Genomic DNA, 15,098 nt, shown 5'->3' on the forward strand with positions numbered 1-15,098 from the left:
CCGGCAGACTGGACGGCGTGCCCGCTGCCGACGACGCCGCCGGTGACCTCCCGGTCACCGGCTCCCTCGTCGTCCCCGCGGCGGCGCTGTCGTGGCGGTTCTCCCGCTCGTCGGGCCCCGGCGGGCAGGGCGTCAACACGGCCGACTCGCGGGTGGAGCTGTCGGTGTCGCCGCTGGAGCTGCCGACGCTGACCGACGCGCAGCGCGACCGGCTGGCCCGGCGGCTGGCCGGCCGGCTGGTCGACGGCGTGCTGACCGTCACCGCGAGCGAGCACCGGCAGCAGCTGCGCAACCGGCAGGCCGCGCGCGAGCGGCTGGCCGCGGTGCTGCGCGCTGCCCTGGCGCCGCCGCCTCCCGCCCGCCGTCGCACCAAGCCGACCCGCGGTTCGCAGGAGCGGCGCATCCAGGCGAAGAAGCAGCGCGGCGAGCTCAAGCGGTCCCGCCGCCGGTGGAACTGACCTCCGCCCGGCGGCGCTCCAGGAACGCCCGCTCGGTGGCGTTGCCGACCAGCGCGATCGCCTCGCCGTAGGCCGCGGCCGCCTCGGCGTCCCGGCCCAGGCGGCGCAGCAGGTCGGCCCGGACGGCGGGCAGCAGGTGGTGGCGCGGCAGGTCGAGCGCGTCGGCCAGCGCCAGCCCCGCCGCGGGCCCCTCGACCTCGGCCACCGCCACCGCCCGGTGCAGCGCCACGACCGGTGAGGGGGCCAGCGCCATCAGCAGGTCGTAGAGCGCGACGACCTGCCGCCAGTCGGTTGGCGGGTCGCTGTGCACCGCCTGGATCGCGGCCTGCACCTGGTAGGGCCCGGGCGCGTCCCGGCGCAGGCAGCGCCGGACGAGGTGCTGCCCCTCGGCGACCAGGGCGGCGTCCCAGCGTCGCCGGTCCTGCTCGGCCAGTGGCACCAGCTCCCCGGACGCCGACACCCGCGCGGGCCGGCGGGACTCCACCAGCAGCATGAGCGCGAGCAGGCCCAGGGCCTCGGGCTCGTCGGGCATCAGCTCGACCAGCGCCCGCCCCAGCCGGATCGCCTCGGCGCACAGGTCGGTGCGGACGAGCTCCGGCCCGGCGCTGGCGGTGTGCCCCTCGGTGAAGACCAGGTAGACCACGGCGAGCACGCCCGCGAGCCGGTCGGGCAGGTCGGCCTCGGCGGGCACCCGGTAGGGGATCCGGGCGTCGCGGATCTTCGCCTTCGCCCGCACCAGGCGCTGCGCCATCGTCGCCTCGGGGACGAGGAAGGCGTGCGCGATCTCGGCGGTGGTCAGCCCGCCGACCAGCCGCAGCGTCAGCGCGACGCGGGCGGCGGGCGCCAGCGCGGGGTGGCAGCAGGTGAACAGCATGCGCAGCCGGTCGTCGCGCACGGCGCCCTCCTCGGGCGGGGGATCCGGGTCGTGCAGGAGCGCCGCGGCGCGGTGGCGGTCGGCCCGGCTCGACTCGCGGCGCAGCCGGTCGATCGCCCGGTTCCGCGCGGTGGTGACGATCCACCCGGCCGGGCTGGGTGGCACGCCGTCGGCCGGCCAGCGCTGCACGGCGGTGGCGAAGGCGTCCTGGACCGCCTCCTCGGCGGCGTCGATGTCGCCGAGGAGGCGGGTGAGGACGGCGACCGCGCGCCCGTAGGACGCGCGGAACACCGCCTCGACGTCCGGTGCGGGCATGCCGCTCAGGGGCGGCCCGAGCCGTCGTGGAACGGCCGCACCTCGATGGGCAGGGTGGTCGCGGCGACCAGGCGCCGGCCCCACACCAGCGCGGCGTCGAGGTCCGGCACGTCGATCACGGAGAAGCCGCCGACGTGCTCCTTGCCCTCGGCGAACGGCCCGTCGACGACCAGCACGTCCCCGTCCCGGGGTCGCAGGGTCGTCGCGACCGCCGGCGGGAGCAGGCCGCCGCCGAACACCCAGCAGCCGGCGTCGACCATCGCCCGGTGCACCGCGTCGGTGTCCCGCACGATCGGCTCCAGGACCTCGGGCGGGGGCGGGGTCCCGTCCCCGGGCTGGACCACGGTGAGCAGGTAGTGCGGCATGGGATCTCCTCGGGTGGGCGGCCGGCACCGTACCGGCCCTGCACCCCCTGTACGAACGAGGCAGCCCCGGATCGACAGCCCGCCCGGGACGGTCCTACAGCTCGGGCATCGGGACGCCGGGCGGACGGACGGCGACCCACAGCGGCAGCGCGCCGTCGGCCGAGCGCGTCGCCTGCACCACCTCGAAGCCCAACCCGCGGGCGAAGCGCACCACCGCCCACGCGGGGGCGACCAGCGCGGCGGGGACGCCGTCGCGGTCGCAGCGGGCCAGCACCGGCGCGAGCACCGCGCCGCCGAGGCCGCGACGGCGGGACCGCGGCCGGGTGGCGAGTGCGCGCAGCCGCCAGTGCGGCCCGTCCGGCAGCACCGCGGCGAGCGCGGCGTCGGTGGCCGCGACCGCGCCGGCGCGGTCGGCGTGCAGCCGCGGCACCTCGCGGTCCAGCGCCGCGGCGACGTCCCGCGGCAGCGGGGCGGCGGCTCCCTCGGGGGCCTGCCAGGAGGCGACGGCGTCGGCGTCCGCGCTGACCCAGGTCGTTCCGGTGGCCACCCCGCGGTGGGCGTCGAGCTCGGCGAGCCGGGTCAGCCGCTGCGTGCGCCCATCGGCCGGCAGCGCCCAGCGCACCCAGCGCGACTCCGCCAGCGCCACGGTCAGGGTGACCGCGATCCGCGGCACGTCGCGCGGCTCGGCCGGCCGGACCACGGGGACGCCGACGTGCACGGTCGGCCCGGGCTCGCTCATGCCGCCATGACACCACGGGTGCGGCGGCCGGGCCCGGACACGGCGACGGGGCCGGCCCGTGGTGGGCCGGCCCCGTCGGGGTGCTGCTGTGCCGTGCTGGCCCCCCGGCAGGGGGGCCGTGGTCAGCGGCCGATCTTGCCGTCGTTGTCGCGGTCGAGGGCGTCCTTGGCCTTCTGCACGAAGCCGCGCTCGTCCCGCCCGGTGGTCCCGGTCGTGGTGCCGGTGCCGGCCACGCCGGTGGTGCCGCCGTCGACCTCGATCTCCTCCTTGCGCACCTGCTCGGTGACCTGCTGCTGCTCGGTCACCGTCTGGGTGTCCAGGCGGACCCGCTCGACCGGGGTGGCCTCCTTGGACACCACGGGGCGCTCGGCGTGCAGGACGACCTCGTGCTCCTCCTCGGAGATGGCCGGCCCGTCCATCGCCTTGCCGTAGTTGGCGTCGGTGATGGGCTCGCGCTCGACCCGGACCTCCTCGTGGGAGACCGGCACGGTCTGGGACACGTTCTCGGTGACCACGTACTTGCGCAGCCGCGCCCGGCCGGCCTCGACCCGCTGGGTGCCCACGTTGAGGTGCTCCTCGGAGCGGGTCATCGCCGTGTCGGTGGTCGGGCCGGAGGTGTCGTGACCCACGGTGCCGCGGGTCTCGAGGTCGTCGCGGATGCCGTCGCGGTCCCGGTCCACGCCGAGGCCGGCGGTGCCGGTCGTCGTGCCGGTCGTGGTGCCGGTCGTCGTGCCAGTGGTCATGGCCTGGCCGGTCGTGGTGCCCGCGGTGCCCACGCCGTAGTACCGGTACAGCTCCTGCTCCTCCTGCGGGGACAGGTGGCCGTCGGTGTCGATGCGCGGCGCGTCCTTGATCTTCGCCTTGTCGTACGGGAAGCGGACCTGGTTGCCGCTGACCTCGGCCTGCGCCAGCGGGACGAAGGTCTCCTTGGTGCCGAACAGGCCGGTGTTCACCGTTGCCCACTCCGGGCGGCCGGTCTCGTCGTCGAGGTAGACCTCGCCGATCTTGCCGATCTTGTCGCCGTCGTTGTCGATGGCGGTGGTGCCGATGACGGTGCTGATCTGCTGTTCGGTGATCACGTGCACTCCTCACGGGTGGGGATCAGGTACGGCCGGCTCCCTCAGGCGTCCGGATGCCGGGGTCAGCGGGCCAGGACAGTCATGCCCCGGCGCTTTACGACGTAAACCCGTTCACCCGGAGTTCTCGCCGGGGACACGTCCCTCGGCCCGCACCGACGCCAGCCGCTCGAGCAGGTTCTCGAGCGACTCCTCGAACTCCGCCGCGGACTCGTCCCGGGACAGCAGCTCCTCCAGCTCGACCACCAACGGGTACTCGCTCAGGTCGGTGCCGGTGCCCGGGACGCCCTCCGGGGCGTCCTCCGCGTTGATCTGTACCCCCTTCTGGGACACCTCCAACAACAGGTGCCCGAGCAGGAAGCTGGAGTAGGCGCGGTAGGCCGCCACCGCCGCCTCGGCGCTGAACCCGTTGTCGGTCAGCACCGTGAGGAAGGACTCGATCCAGCGCAGGCTGCGCAGCGGGGGGCGGATCCACGGGGCCGCCGGGGGTCGGGTGGCGACCAGCGGGAACACCTCCGGGTGGGCGAGGGCGATGCGCCGGACGCCGTGGGCCAGGCGCTGGAGGTAGTCCTGCCAGCCGTGCGCGGCGTGCAGGTGCACCTCCGGGTCGCCGTAGAGCTCGTCGACGACGGTCTCGACGACGCCGTCGAGCAGCTGCTCGCGGCCGGGCACGTAGCGGTAGAGGGCCATGGCCTCGACGCCGAGGTGCGCGCCCAGGCGGCGCATGGTGAGCGCGGCCAGGCCGTGCCGGTCGATGTACTCGAGGGCTGCGCCGAGGATGCGCCGGCGGTCGAGCCCCGTCCGGCCGGTGACCGGGGGACCCGCGGGCACGACGATCCTGCGCCCCTCCGGGGAGTCGCGGTCGGGGCGCCACATCGGGATGGTGTCCTCGCCGTCCACGTGCACCTCCCGCCGCCTCGTGTCCCGGGCCCCCGTGGCACCGGGTGTCATCCTCCTCGCGCGGCGTCCGCACCAGGGTCGGTGCCCGCGCGGCGGTCCTCCGGAACGCGCCGTGACGGTCGTCGTCGGCACGCGGTGTGCCCACGTCGCGGCCGAGAGGCGCCCGTGGCCGCGGTACGTGCACGGAGCGCGCACGGTCGCCGGGCGCCCGGTACCACCCCGCCGGAGCCGCCCCGACCGTAGGCTCGGCCCGCCCCGGGAGGCGCCCATGACCGTCGTGCGGATCAGCACAGCGCCGGTGTCGGTCGACGACCTGCTCGCCGTCGTCGACGGCGCCCGGGTGGAGCTGGACCGGCCGGCGCTCGACCGCGTCGCCGCCGCGCGGGCGGTGGTCGACGACGCCCTCGCCGCCGGCACCGCCGTCTACGGCCTGACCACCCAGGTCGGCCACCTGCGCGACACCCGGCTGACGGCGGAGGAGATCCACCGCGAGCAGCAGTTCCTCGTCCTGTCGCACGCCGGCGGGATCGGGCCGCCGCTGCCGGTGCCCGTGGTGCGCGCCGCGCTCGTCGTGCGGCTGGCCGGCATCGCCCGCGGCGGGTCGGGTGCCTCGCCGGCGGTCGCCGAGACGCTGGCGGCGATGCTGAACGCCGGGGTCCACCCGGTCGTGCCGGGGACCGGCTCGGTGGGTGCGGCCGACATCGGGCAGATGGCCGGGATGGCGCAGGTCGCCGTCGGGCTGGGCCGGGCCGAGTACCAGGGGCAGGTGCTGGCCGGCGGGGAGGCGTTGCGGCGGGCCGGGATCGCGCCGCTGGTCCTCGCCGGCAAGGACGGGCTGGCGCTGATCTCGGCCAACGGGGTGTCGGTGGGCCAGGCGGCGCTGGTGGTCGCCCGGGCGGCGCGCGCCGCGGAGGCCGCCGACGTCGCGGCGGCGGTGTCGATGGAGGCGACGCGGGCCAACCCCTCGGTCCTGCACCCCGCCGTCGGCCGGGCCAAGCCGGTCCCCGGGCAGGTCGCCGCCGCCGACCACCTCCGGCACCTGCTGGCCGGCAGCGCGCTGCTCGGGCCCGACGGCGCCGCGTCGGTGCAGGACGCGCTGTCCTTCCGGGTCGTCCCGCAGGTCCACGGGGCGCTCCGGGAGTACGTCACCGTCCTGCGCACGGCGGTGGAGACCGAGCTGGCCGCCGCGGCGGACAACCCGCTGGTGTCGGTCGAGGACGGCACGCTGCTCAGCAACGGCAACTTTCACCCGATGGTGCTCGCCATCGCCGCCGACGCGCTGCGCATCGCCCTCGCCCAGGTCGGCCAGCTCAGCGAACGCCGCCTGGGCCACCTGTGGACGGCGTTCTTCGGCCAGATGACCGGCCCGCCGTCCTCGGCGGCGTACGGCCTGGCGCTGCGCTACCCCGCGGCCGCCGTCATGTCCGAGCTCCAGCAGCTGGCCGCGCCCGCGACCCTGGACACCCCGCCGCTCGACCTGGGCATCGAGGACCACGCCACCGGCGCCCCGGTGAGCGTCCGCAAGGCCGACGCCGCGCTCGGGCTGCTGGAGGACGTCCTCGCCGTCGAGCTCCTGCTGGCCTCCGACGTCCTCGCGACGGCGCCGGCCCGGGCCGCCCTGGGCGCGGGGACGTCGGTCGCGGTGGAGCTGGTCGCGGAGACGGTCGCCGCGGCCGAGCCGTACCCCGACGCCGTCCACCGGGCGCTGCGCGCACGCTTCCCCGGTCCCGCGCGGGCGGGCACCGGCTCCTGAGGATCAGGCGAGGTCGGCCAGGGCGGCGGCGACCGCCTGGTCGCGGACGAAGTCCAGCGCCAGCAGCCGGTGCACCAGCACGCCGCGGCGGGTCAGCCGCAGGTCGGCCGGGCGCAGCCGCGGCAGGGCGGCACCGCCCGGGCGCGGGGTGGCCGGCGGCGGGTCGAGCAGGCCCCCGCGCTGCAGGTCGCCGAGGTCCTCCAGGGCGCCCCAGGCGGTCCAGCCGCGCGGGTCCTGCGGCACCGGCGTCATCGGCAGCGGGGTGCGCTCGCGCCGGCCGACGGCGGCCAGCAGCACCAGCTGGCGTCCGGTGAGGGCGCCGGCCAGGGACAGGCCGCGGGCGACGACGGCGGCGTCGAGGTCGGGGGAGACGGCGGCCTCGGCGAGCAGGTAGCCCAGGTGCCGCACCCGCCACTCCTCGGTCGCCGCCCGCGCGGCCAGCACCACCGCCTCGCCGATCTCGTCGGCCGGCGCGCGGCCGCCGGGCCCGGGGGCGAGGAAGCCGTCGGTGCGCACCGCCCGGCCCTGCGCGGCGCGGGTCACCGACAGCTCGGCGGCGAAGGCCAGCGCGGCGCCGGCCCGGCAGCGGGCGCGGGAGGAGACGGGTGCGGACGGGTCGGCGTCGGCCGCGGCCGCGGTGCGGCGCAGCCACGCCGCCAGCCCGCCGTCCAGCCGCACCCGGGCCGAGCCGTCGTCGAAGACCAGGCCGGCCGCCGTGCGCGCCATCGACCCGGCCACCAGCTCGCCGGCCTCCACCAGGGCCCGTCCCGGTGCGGTGTCCGTGTGCTCAGCCACGGCGACGATCATCGCCCGCCGCGCTCCCCGCCGTCGGCCGGGGAGTTCGTCCCCTCCCCACAGCGGGGCAGTCGGCCCGGTCACCCGGCCAGGCGGTGCCCGTCCTCGACGGTCTCGACCAGGCCCGGCCCGAGCGCCGAGCGGAGCCGCGCCAGCGCCGGTGCGACCGCGCCGCCGTCCGGCAGTGCCCGCGCCAGGTCGGCGTCGGCCACCACGGCACCCGGGTGCGTGGCCAGCGCCCGCAGCACCGCCAGCGGACCGGGCGGCAGCTCCACCAGCCGGCCGCCGACCACGGCGACGTGCCCGCGCACCTGCAGGTCGGTGCCGCCGGCCCGCAGCACCGGGTCGCGGGCGGGCAGCCGGGCCACGACCTCGCGGGCCAGCGCGCCCAGCCGCGCCCGCTCGGGCTGCACGGTGCTGACGCCGGCGGCCTCCAGCGGCCCTGCCGTCACCGGGCCGACGGCGACCGGCAGCACCCGGTCGCGCAGCGCGGCCACGAGGTCCGTGCGCCGGCCCAGCCCGTCGGCCACCGACAGCAGCGCGGCCGCGGCCGGGGCGCTGGTGAAGGTCACCGCGTCGACCTCGCGTGCGGCCACCGCGCCGACCAGCCGGTGCAGCGGCGCGAGGTCCGCGGGCAGCACCCAGCGGTAGACCGGCACGGTGAGCACCTCGGCACCGGCGGCCCGCAGCGCCGCGACGAACCCGTGCAGCGGGTCGCCGTGCAGCTGGACGGCGACCCGGCGCCCGGCCAGCGGGCTCTCGGCGCCCGACAGCAGGTGCTCGAGCACCTCGTCCGACGACTCCGACGCCGGCGACCACGCGTCGACCAGCCCGCCGCCGCGGATGGCGCCGCGGGCCTTGGGACCGCGGGCGAGCACCCGGGCGCCGCGCAGGTGCTCCACCAGCGGCAGGCCCCGGCCCGCGGCCGCCTCCAGCCACCCGCGGAAGCCCACGCCGGTGGTGGCCACGACGCGGTCGACCGGTGCGGCCAGCACGGCCCGGGTGGCGGCGGCCAGCTCGGCGTCGTCGGCCAGCGGCACGATCCGGATGGCCGGCGCGTACACGACCCGCGCGCCGCGGCGCTCGAGCAGCGCACCGAGCTCCTCCCGCCGCCGCTCGGCGGTGACGGCGACGGTGTAGCCCGCCAGCGGGGCCGGGCCGGTCGGGTCGGCGTCGGGCAGCGCGGTCACCCGACCATGGTGCGCGGCCGCCGGGGCCGGTGTCGGCCGGGCCCGCTCAGCGCGGCCGCGCCGCCGTCCAGGTGGGCACCGCCCCGCCGTCGCCCACCACCAGGCCGCGGCTGGCCAGCAGCCGCAGGTGGGCGTCGGTCTCGGTGACGGCGAAGATCCGCATCCGCCGCGCGTACTCCGACCACGGCCGCGACCAGGTCAGGTGCGCGGCCAGCTGCCACGGGGTGCTGCCCGGGTGCGCGCGCACGGCGGCCAGCAGCTCGCCCAGCCGCCGCTCGTGGTGGGCGCACAGCTCCTGCGCCCGCTCGGCCAGCCCGCGGAAGCGCCACTCGTGCCCCGGCAGCACCTCGGCGGCCGGCTGCGCGGTGACCGCCTCCAGCGAGCCGAGGTAGTCGCGCAGCGGGTCGGCGGCCCCGCCCGGGTGGGTCGACACGTTCGGGCTGATCCGCGGGAGCACGTGGTCGCCGGAGAAGAACAGGCCGTCGTCCTCGTCGGCGAAGCACAGGTGGCCGGGGGTGTGCCCGGGCGTGTGCACGGCGCGCAGCGACCAGCCGGGCAGGTCGGCGCGGTCGCCGTCCTCGAGCAGCCGGTCGGGCCGGGCGAGCCGCCGCCAGCCCACCCGCTGCTCGGGCGTGCCGGCGTCGGCGCGGGCGTCGGCCTCGGGGGCGCCGAGGCCGACGAGGAAGGCCACCTCGCGCTCGATCGAGGTCTCGGGGGAGCGCTCGCGCAGCGTGGCCAGCGCCGCCGCGTCGGCCGGGTGCATGGCGATCCACGCGCCGGAGGCCTCGCGCACCCGCGCGGCCAGCCCCACGTGGTCGAGGTGCATGTGGGTGACCAGGACGCCGCGCACGTCGGAGACGCCGGCGCCCAGGCCGGTCAGCCCCGCGCACAGCGCCGCCCAGCTGTCGTCGGCGTCCCAGCCGGTGTCGACCAGGCCGAGCCCGCCGCCCGCGAGCTCCAGCACGTAGGCGTTCACCCACCGCAGCGGGCCGCCCATGGGCACCGGCACCGACCACAGCCCCGGGCGCACCCGCTCGACCGCGGGCACGGTCCGCTCGCGCCACGCCGTCCGCTGCGCCTGCCCGGTCACCTCCACGCCCGGGCACTCTGCCAGCCACCGCCCGGCGCGGGGACTGGGAGCATGAGGGACGTGCCGACGACGCCCGCCGCCGTGACCGCCGTGCCGCGCCGCCTGCGCCTGATGTGCGGGATCGCCGCCGCACTGGTCGTGGGCGTCATGACGGTCGTGGCCGTGCTGCTGACGTCGTCGTCGACCGGGGTGATCACGTTCGGCCTGGTCGACCAGGTCGCGATCGCCGGCCTCGGGCTGTTCGTCGGCGCCGCCGTCCTGCTCGCCGGCGCCTCGCGGGTGGACGCCGACACCGCCGGGGTGCGGGTGCGCAACGTGCTCGTCCGGCACGAGCTGCCGTGGGAGGCGGTCCGGGCGGTGCGCTTCGACCGGCACTCGTCCTGGGCCTCCCTGGAGCTCGCCAACGGCGACGAGATCGCCGTGCTCGCCGTGCAGGCGGTCGACCGCCGGCGGGCCCTGGACGCCGTCGACGGGCTCCGGGCACTGCTGGCCGCGCACCAGGCGCAGCAGCCCGCGAAGCCCCCGCTCCTCTACGACGACTGACGAGGACCTTCCTCGCCCAGGACGGCGGCGGGGAGGGAATGACCGGCGTCCTCGCGACGCTGTAGCATGGGCACGCCTCCCCGCTACACGAGGCGCGTGAACCACCATCCAGCGGCCCTGCCCCGGGCCGCTGACCAAGAGGAGCCCGCTCCCACCTGGCGCCGTCGAGGTGCCCAGGTCCCGGTTCGCGGAGGACCGTCCCACCCGGGCCGGTCCCTCGCGACGTGCACGGCCCGGCGACGGGTCCCGTGCCGCACCGGCGAGACGGGCCCTGTGAGCACACCGCTCACGGGGCCCGAGTCCTTCCCGGTGCCGGATGGGCGCGACTCCTCCCGTGTGAAGAGCAGAGGAGAGGCCATCACCGAGCCCCGTATCAACGACCGTATCCGCGTCCCCGAGGTCCGCCTGGTCGGGCCCGAGGGCGAGCAGGTCGGCATCGTGCCGATCGGCGAGGCGCTGCGACTGGCGCAGGACTCCGAGTTGGACCTCGTCGAGGTCGCGCCGATGGCCCGTCCGCCGGTCGTCAAGCTGATGGACTACGGGAAGTTCAAGTACGAGTCCGCGCAGAAGGCCCGCGAGGCCCGGCGGAACCAGGCGCTCACCGTCATCAAGGAGATGCGGCTGCGCCTGAAGATCGACCCGCACGACTACGAGACCAAGAAGGGCCACGTCGAGCGCTTCCTGCGGAGCGGCGACAAGGTCAAGATCACCGTGATGTTCCGCGGTCGCGAGCAGTCGCGGCCCGAGATGGGCTACCGACTGCTGCAGCGGCTGGCCGCCGACGTCGCCGAGCTCGGCGTCGTCGAGTCCAACCCGAAGCAGGACGGCCGCAACATGGTCATGGTGATCGCCCCGCACCGGAACCAGGCCGCCACCGACGGCGCCCGGCGCCAGGCGAAGGCCGACCGGGCCGCCGAGGGACAGACCCCGACGGCCTGAGGCCACGCAGGACCGCACCACCGAGACGGCCGGCGCCGTCGCGGCAGTCCCGTGCTGCCGCGCGGCGCCGACAACCACGAACGAGGACGACGAGGACATGCCGAAGCAGAAGACCCACAAGGGCACCGCCAAGCGGGTGCGCGTGACGGGCACCGGCAAGCTCATGCGCGAGCAGGCCAACAACCAGCACAAGTTCGAGCACAAGTCCTCGCGGCGCAAGCGCCGGCTGGAGAAGGACCAGGTCCTGAGCCCGGCCGACTCGAAGACCCTCAAGAAGCTGCTGGGCATCTGAGCCCCCGCCTCCCGTAACCAGTAAGGAGTTCTCACGTGGCACGCGTGAAGCGGGCGGTCAACGCCCAGAAGAAGCGCCGCACCGTCCTGGAGGCCGCCAGCGGCTACCGCGGTCAGCGCTCGCGCCTGTACCGCAAGGCCAAGGAGCAGATCCTCCACTCGGCCACCTACAACTACCGCGACCGCAAGGTGCGCAAGGGTGACTTCCGCAAGCTGTGGATCACCCGCATCAACGCCGCGGCGCGGCAGAACGACATGACCTACAACCGGTTCATGCAGGGCCTCAAGCTGGCCGGCATCGAGCTCGACCGCCGCGTGCTCGCCGAGCTCGCGGTCAACGAGCCGGCCGCCTTCGCCGCGCTGGTGGAGACCGCCCGCGCCGCCGTCGCCGCGGCTCCGGCCGGCGGCGAGCAGGCCGCCTGAGGCAGGGCCGTACCGGCACCACGTGACGCCGCCGGCGTCCGGTCCCTCGGGGCCGGCGCCGGCGGCGTCGCCGTGTGCGGGCACGCTCCTCCCGGTCGAGATCACGTGATCTCGACGGCCGAGAGCGCCGTAGACGTCGACATCGCGTGATCTCGACGGGACAGGGGAGGGACGACGACGTGCGCGAGCTGCTGACCGAGCGGTCGGCGCGGGTCGCCGCCGCGCGGAAACTGACCCGGCGGGCCGGCCGCGACGCCACGGGCGCCTTCCTCGCGGAGGGCCGTCAGGCGGTGTCCGAGGCGCTGGCCACCGCGCCCGGCGACGTCCGCGAGGTCTTCGCCACCGAGGCCGCCGCGGCCGCGCACCCCGACCTGCTGGCCGCCGCCCCGGTCCCCGTCCGGCTGGTCACCGAGAAGGCCGCCGCCGGGCTGTCGGAGACGGTGACGCCGCAGGGCCTGGTCGCCGTCTGCGCGCTGCGCGACGTCCCCGCCGACCGGCTGGCCGCCGACCCGCCCGCGCTCACCGTCGCCCTCGCCGGCCTCGCCGACCCCGGCAACGCCGGCACCGTGCTGCGCACCGCCGACGCCTGCGGGGCCGGCGCGGTGGTCTTCGGCGCCGGGTCGGCCGACCCCTACGGCGGCAAGGCGGTGCGCTCGAGCGCCGGGAGCCTGTTCCACCTCGACGTCGTCCGCGGGGCGCCGCTGGGCCCGCTGGTCGCCGGCCTGCAGGGGCGCGGGGTCACCGTGCTCGCGGCCGACGGCGGCGGTGAGACCGCCCTCGACGAGCTGGGGACCACGCTGGCCGGGCGGGTGCTGTGGCTGTTCGGCAACGAGGCCCGCGGCGTGCCACCGGAGCTGGCCGGCGCCGCCGACGCCCGGGTGCGCATCCCGATGCGCGGCCGCGCCGAGAGCCTCAACCTGGCCGCCGCCGCGGCGATCTGCCTCTACGCGACACAGCTCGCGCAGGGCTGACCGCCGCGGCGGGGGATCAGGGCAGCGCGGGCGCCGCCGGAGGGGGCACCGCGGCGGCCGCGGCCCGCGCGGTCGCCGCGCGGGCGGCCGCGCCGCGGGTGGCGGCCTTGCGGTCGTACATGCGCAGGTCGGCCCGGTGCAGCAGGTCGGCGAACACCACGCCGTCGTCCGGGCACACGCCCACGCCGATGCTCGCGCCCAGCGAGACCTCGGTGCCGCGCAGCGTGACCGGTCGGCGGATCGAGGCGGCGAGCTCGTCGGCCACCCGGCCCGCCTCGGCCGCCGCGGTCTCCGGCCGCAGGTCGGGCAGCGCGACGAGGAACTCGTCCCCGCCGAGCCGGGCGAGCAGGTCCCGCCGCCGGACGCGGTCCCGCAGCCGCCCGGCGACCACCTGCAGCAGCTCGTCCCCGGCCGCGTGGCCCAGGGCGTCGTTGACCGCCTTGAACCCGTCGAGGTCGACGAACAGCAGGCCGAGCGCGTCGCCGCGGGCGCGGGCCTCCCAGATCGCCGTCTCCACCTGCTCCTCCAGGCGTCGCCGGTTGGGCAGGCCGGTCAGCGGGTCGGTGTAGGCCAGTTCCTGGATGCGCGCCAGCGCGGCCTGCGTGCGGTCGCGCTCGCGCACCAGGGCCCGCTCGGCCTCGACCCGGGCGGTGACGTCGACCTGCACGCCGATGTACTGCACGACCGACCCGTCGGCGTCGTGCACGGGGGCCAGGTGCAGCTCGTTCCACCACGGCGTGCGCTCGGGGCCGCGCAGGTTGAGCACCGTCTCCCGGCAGGAGGCACCGGCCTCGACCGCCGCGCGGATCCGGGCCACGGCACCCTGGTCGGTGTCGGGGCTCTGCAGCAGCCGGCAGTTGCGGCCGAGGATCTGCTCGGCGGACAGGCCGGCCAGCTCCCGGAACGCCGCGTTGGCGTAGACGATCGGCTGGTCGGGCAGCCGCATGTCGACCACGGTGACCCCGCTCGGCGTGGCCTCCAGCGCCCGGCGCAGCAGCACCTCGGCGTTCGTCGTCCCCACGGCCAGCCCGCCCGCGGGCCGGCCCGCCGGTGCTGCCGCCGGGGGCACGTGCCCGGCCGGGGGCTCCGGCGCCGCACCGGCCCGCGGGGCGACCCGCGACAGCAGCGAGGACGCCGCCCGCGACACGGTGTCCCGGTCGTAGGTGAGCGCGTACTCGAAGGTGCGCTCGGCGTCGGGGCCGTCGTCGCCGAGGTCGCGGGCGAGCAGCGCGGCGCTGAAGTGCGGGGACAGCACGGCGACGTCCCACTCGCCGCGGACCGGGTCGGCCGGGTCGAGGTGGGCGCCGCGCAGGCCGGGCAGCGGCTCGACCGGCAGGTCCTCGCCCAGCGCGCAGACGAAGCCGGTGCGCTCGACCAGGTCGCGGTAGCGCTGGGTGGTGGAGACGGTGAAGTGGCGCGCCTCCTGGAAGGTCGCGGCGACGACGCAGGTCTCGCCCAGGCGCAGCGCCTCCCGCTCCAGCTGCTTGGACAGCTCGATCAGCAGCGCCTTGGGCGCCCGCCGCAGCGGCGTGCCGTCGGGCAGGCAGGCGAACGGCGACACCGCGCCGAGCACGCCGGCCGGCAGGCCCGCGCCGGGCAGCACCAGCTCGCCGACGGTCAGGTCGGGCGCGGCGCCGGGGGCCGGGCGGCCGAACAGCCAGCCCTGCGCCAGCGTGGCGCCGAGGCCGCGGGCGGTGCGCAGGTGGCGCTCGTCCTCGATGCCCTCGGCCAGGACGACGGCGCCGCTGCGCTCGGCGTAGGCGTTGACCGCGTTCATGATCTCGGCTATCTGCGGACCCGGGCGCTCCTGCACCAGCCGCAGGTCGAGCTTGACGACGTCGGGGCGCAGCAGCGGCAGGAACGCCAGCGACATCGACTCCGCGCCGACGTCGTCGACGGCCACGGCCCAGCCCAGCTCGCGGACCCGCTCGACGGTGCGCAGCAGCTCGGCCGGTCGTGCGGCGATCGCCCGCTCGGTGATCTCCATGACCACGCGGACCTGCCCGGGGGCGCTCTCGGCGATGGCCATCAGGTCCTCGAGGGGAGCGGTGTCGAAGACCTCGGGCTCCACGTTGACGAAGAGGGTCAGGGGCGCGACCAGCCCGGCCTCGACCGCGCCGCGGAAGGCGGCGGCGCGGCAGGCCTCGTCGAGCTCGGCGAGCCGGCCCGCGGTGCGCGCGGCGGCGAACAGCGCGTCGGGCCGCTCCAGCGGGCCGACCGGGCCGCGGGCGAGCGCCTCGTAGGCCACCACCCGCCCGGTGTCGATCTCGACGATGGGCTGGAAGACGCTGCGCACCCCGCGGATGGCGGCCTCCAGCACGGCGTCGGTCGTGGGTCCGGGCTGCCCGGGTGCCTGCGCGGGAACGGTCACGGAGG

The 15,098-nt window shown here is 77.2% G+C and carries 16 protein-coding genes; 7 read left to right on the forward strand and 9 right to left on the reverse strand.

The window, feature by feature from the left end:
- The first annotated feature begins 17 nt into the window (after positions 1-17).
- Positions 18-458: an alternative ribosome rescue aminoacyl-tRNA hydrolase ArfB gene (arfB, locus tag ACI79V_RS18635; protein WP_456891570.1), complete on the forward strand. Its 441-nt coding sequence runs from the start codon at positions 18-20 to the stop codon at positions 456-458.
- On the opposite strand, the gene ACI79V_RS18640 is transcribed toward arfB, so the two are convergent.
- From ACI79V_RS18640 to ACI79V_RS18660, 5 genes are all read right to left on the reverse strand, one after another.
- Positions 430-1,647 carry an RNA polymerase sigma factor gene (locus ACI79V_RS18640; RefSeq protein WP_456891573.1) on the reverse strand — a complete coding sequence of 406 codons (1,218 nt, stop codon included), beginning with the start codon at positions 1,645-1,647 and terminating at the stop codon, positions 430-432. The genes arfB and ACI79V_RS18640 overlap by 29 nt on opposite strands.
- A gap of 5 nt (positions 1,648-1,652) precedes the next feature.
- Positions 1,653-2,012, reverse strand: a complete 360-nt coding sequence (locus ACI79V_RS18645) for a YciI family protein (RefSeq protein WP_456891576.1) — start codon at positions 2,010-2,012, stop codon at positions 1,653-1,655.
- 94 nt (positions 2,013-2,106) lie between these two features.
- Positions 2,107-2,751, reverse strand: a complete 645-nt coding sequence (locus tag ACI79V_RS18650; protein WP_456875320.1) for an N-acetyltransferase — start codon at positions 2,749-2,751, stop codon at positions 2,107-2,109.
- Positions 2,752-2,873: 122 nt separating this feature from the next.
- Positions 2,874-3,830, reverse strand: coding sequence for a DUF2382 domain-containing protein (locus ACI79V_RS18655; RefSeq protein WP_456891578.1), 957 nt, complete (start codon positions 3,828-3,830; stop codon positions 2,874-2,876).
- 111 nt (positions 3,831-3,941) lie between these two features.
- Positions 3,942-4,727, reverse strand: a complete 786-nt coding sequence (locus ACI79V_RS18660) for a TetR/AcrR family transcriptional regulator (protein ID WP_456891580.1) — start codon at positions 4,725-4,727, stop codon at positions 3,942-3,944.
- A 268-nt stretch (positions 4,728-4,995) separates the two neighbouring features.
- On the opposite strand from ACI79V_RS18660, the gene ACI79V_RS18665 reads away from it, so the two are divergent.
- Positions 4,996-6,480, forward strand: a complete 1,485-nt coding sequence (locus tag ACI79V_RS18665; RefSeq protein WP_456891582.1) for an aromatic amino acid lyase — start codon at positions 4,996-4,998, stop codon at positions 6,478-6,480.
- Positions 6,481-6,483: 3 nt separating this feature from the next.
- On the opposite strand, the gene ACI79V_RS18670 is transcribed toward ACI79V_RS18665, so the two are convergent.
- From ACI79V_RS18670 to ACI79V_RS18680, 3 genes are all read right to left on the reverse strand, one after another.
- Positions 6,484-7,275, reverse strand: coding sequence for a hypothetical protein (locus tag ACI79V_RS18670; protein ID WP_456891584.1), 792 nt, complete (start codon positions 7,273-7,275; stop codon positions 6,484-6,486).
- Between the two features lie 80 nt (positions 7,276-7,355).
- The gene (locus ACI79V_RS18675) at positions 7,356-8,465 is read right to left on the reverse strand and encodes a uroporphyrinogen-III synthase (protein ID WP_456891586.1); all 1,110 of its coding nucleotides are present in this window, start codon (positions 8,463-8,465) and stop codon (positions 7,356-7,358) included.
- A 46-nt stretch (positions 8,466-8,511) separates the two neighbouring features.
- A complete protein-coding gene (locus ACI79V_RS18680) occupies positions 8,512-9,561 on the reverse strand; it encodes an MBL fold metallo-hydrolase (RefSeq protein WP_456891588.1) in 1,050 nt (349 codons plus the stop codon).
- A 45-nt stretch (positions 9,562-9,606) separates the two neighbouring features.
- On the opposite strand from ACI79V_RS18680, the gene ACI79V_RS18685 reads away from it, so the two are divergent.
- From ACI79V_RS18685 to ACI79V_RS18705, 5 genes are all read left to right on the forward strand, one after another.
- Complete coding sequence (locus tag ACI79V_RS18685; protein ID WP_456891590.1) at positions 9,607-10,098, forward strand: PH domain-containing protein; 492 nt, start codon at positions 9,607-9,609, stop codon at positions 10,096-10,098.
- Positions 10,099-10,434: 336 nt separating this feature from the next.
- The gene (gene infC, locus ACI79V_RS18690; RefSeq protein ID WP_456875328.1) at positions 10,435-11,037 is read left to right on the forward strand and encodes a translation initiation factor IF-3; all 603 of its coding nucleotides are present in this window, start codon (positions 10,435-10,437) and stop codon (positions 11,035-11,037) included.
- A 97-nt stretch (positions 11,038-11,134) separates the two neighbouring features.
- Positions 11,135-11,329: a 50S ribosomal protein L35 gene (gene rpmI / locus ACI79V_RS18695; RefSeq protein ID WP_456875329.1), complete on the forward strand. Its 195-nt coding sequence runs from the start codon at positions 11,135-11,137 to the stop codon at positions 11,327-11,329.
- A gap of 35 nt (positions 11,330-11,364) precedes the next feature.
- A complete protein-coding gene (gene rplT, locus ACI79V_RS18700) occupies positions 11,365-11,751 on the forward strand; it encodes a 50S ribosomal protein L20 (protein WP_091367035.1) in 387 nt (128 codons plus the stop codon).
- Positions 11,752-11,930: 179 nt separating this feature from the next.
- A complete protein-coding gene (locus ACI79V_RS18705; RefSeq protein WP_456891592.1) occupies positions 11,931-12,722 on the forward strand; it encodes a TrmH family RNA methyltransferase in 792 nt (263 codons plus the stop codon).
- Positions 12,723-12,738: 16 nt separating this feature from the next.
- On the opposite strand, the gene ACI79V_RS18710 is transcribed toward ACI79V_RS18705, so the two are convergent.
- Positions 12,739-15,093 (reverse strand): diguanylate cyclase domain-containing protein, encoded by a 2,355-nt coding sequence (locus ACI79V_RS18710; protein WP_456891594.1) that lies wholly within the window; start codon positions 15,091-15,093, stop codon positions 12,739-12,741.
- Positions 15,094-15,098 lie beyond the last annotated feature (5 nt).

The sequence above is a fragment of the Geodermatophilus sp. SYSU D00700 genome (assembly GCF_054050255.1).

Bases quoted from the DNA above. Each gene is read 5' to 3' on its own strand.
- ACI79V_RS18665 (WP_456891582.1), top strand. From the start codon at position 4,996: ATGACCGTCGTGCGGATCAGCACAGCGCCGGTGTCGGTCGACGACCTG.
- ACI79V_RS18685 (WP_456891590.1), top strand. From the start codon at position 9,607: ATGAGGGACGTGCCGACGACGCCCGCCGCCGTGACCGCCGTGCCGCGC.
- rpmI (WP_456875329.1), top strand. From the start codon at position 11,135: ATGCCGAAGCAGAAGACCCACAAGGGCACCGCCAAGCGGGTGCGCGTG.
- ACI79V_RS18645 (WP_456891576.1), bottom strand. From the start codon at position 2,012: ATGCCGCACTACCTGCTCACCGTGGTCCAGCCCGGGGACGGGACCCCG.
- ACI79V_RS18640 (WP_456891573.1), bottom strand. From the start codon at position 1,647: ATGCCCGCACCGGACGTCGAGGCGGTGTTCCGCGCGTCCTACGGGCGC.
- ACI79V_RS18650 (WP_456875320.1), bottom strand. From the start codon at position 2,751: ATGAGCGAGCCCGGGCCGACCGTGCACGTCGGCGTCCCCGTGGTCCGG.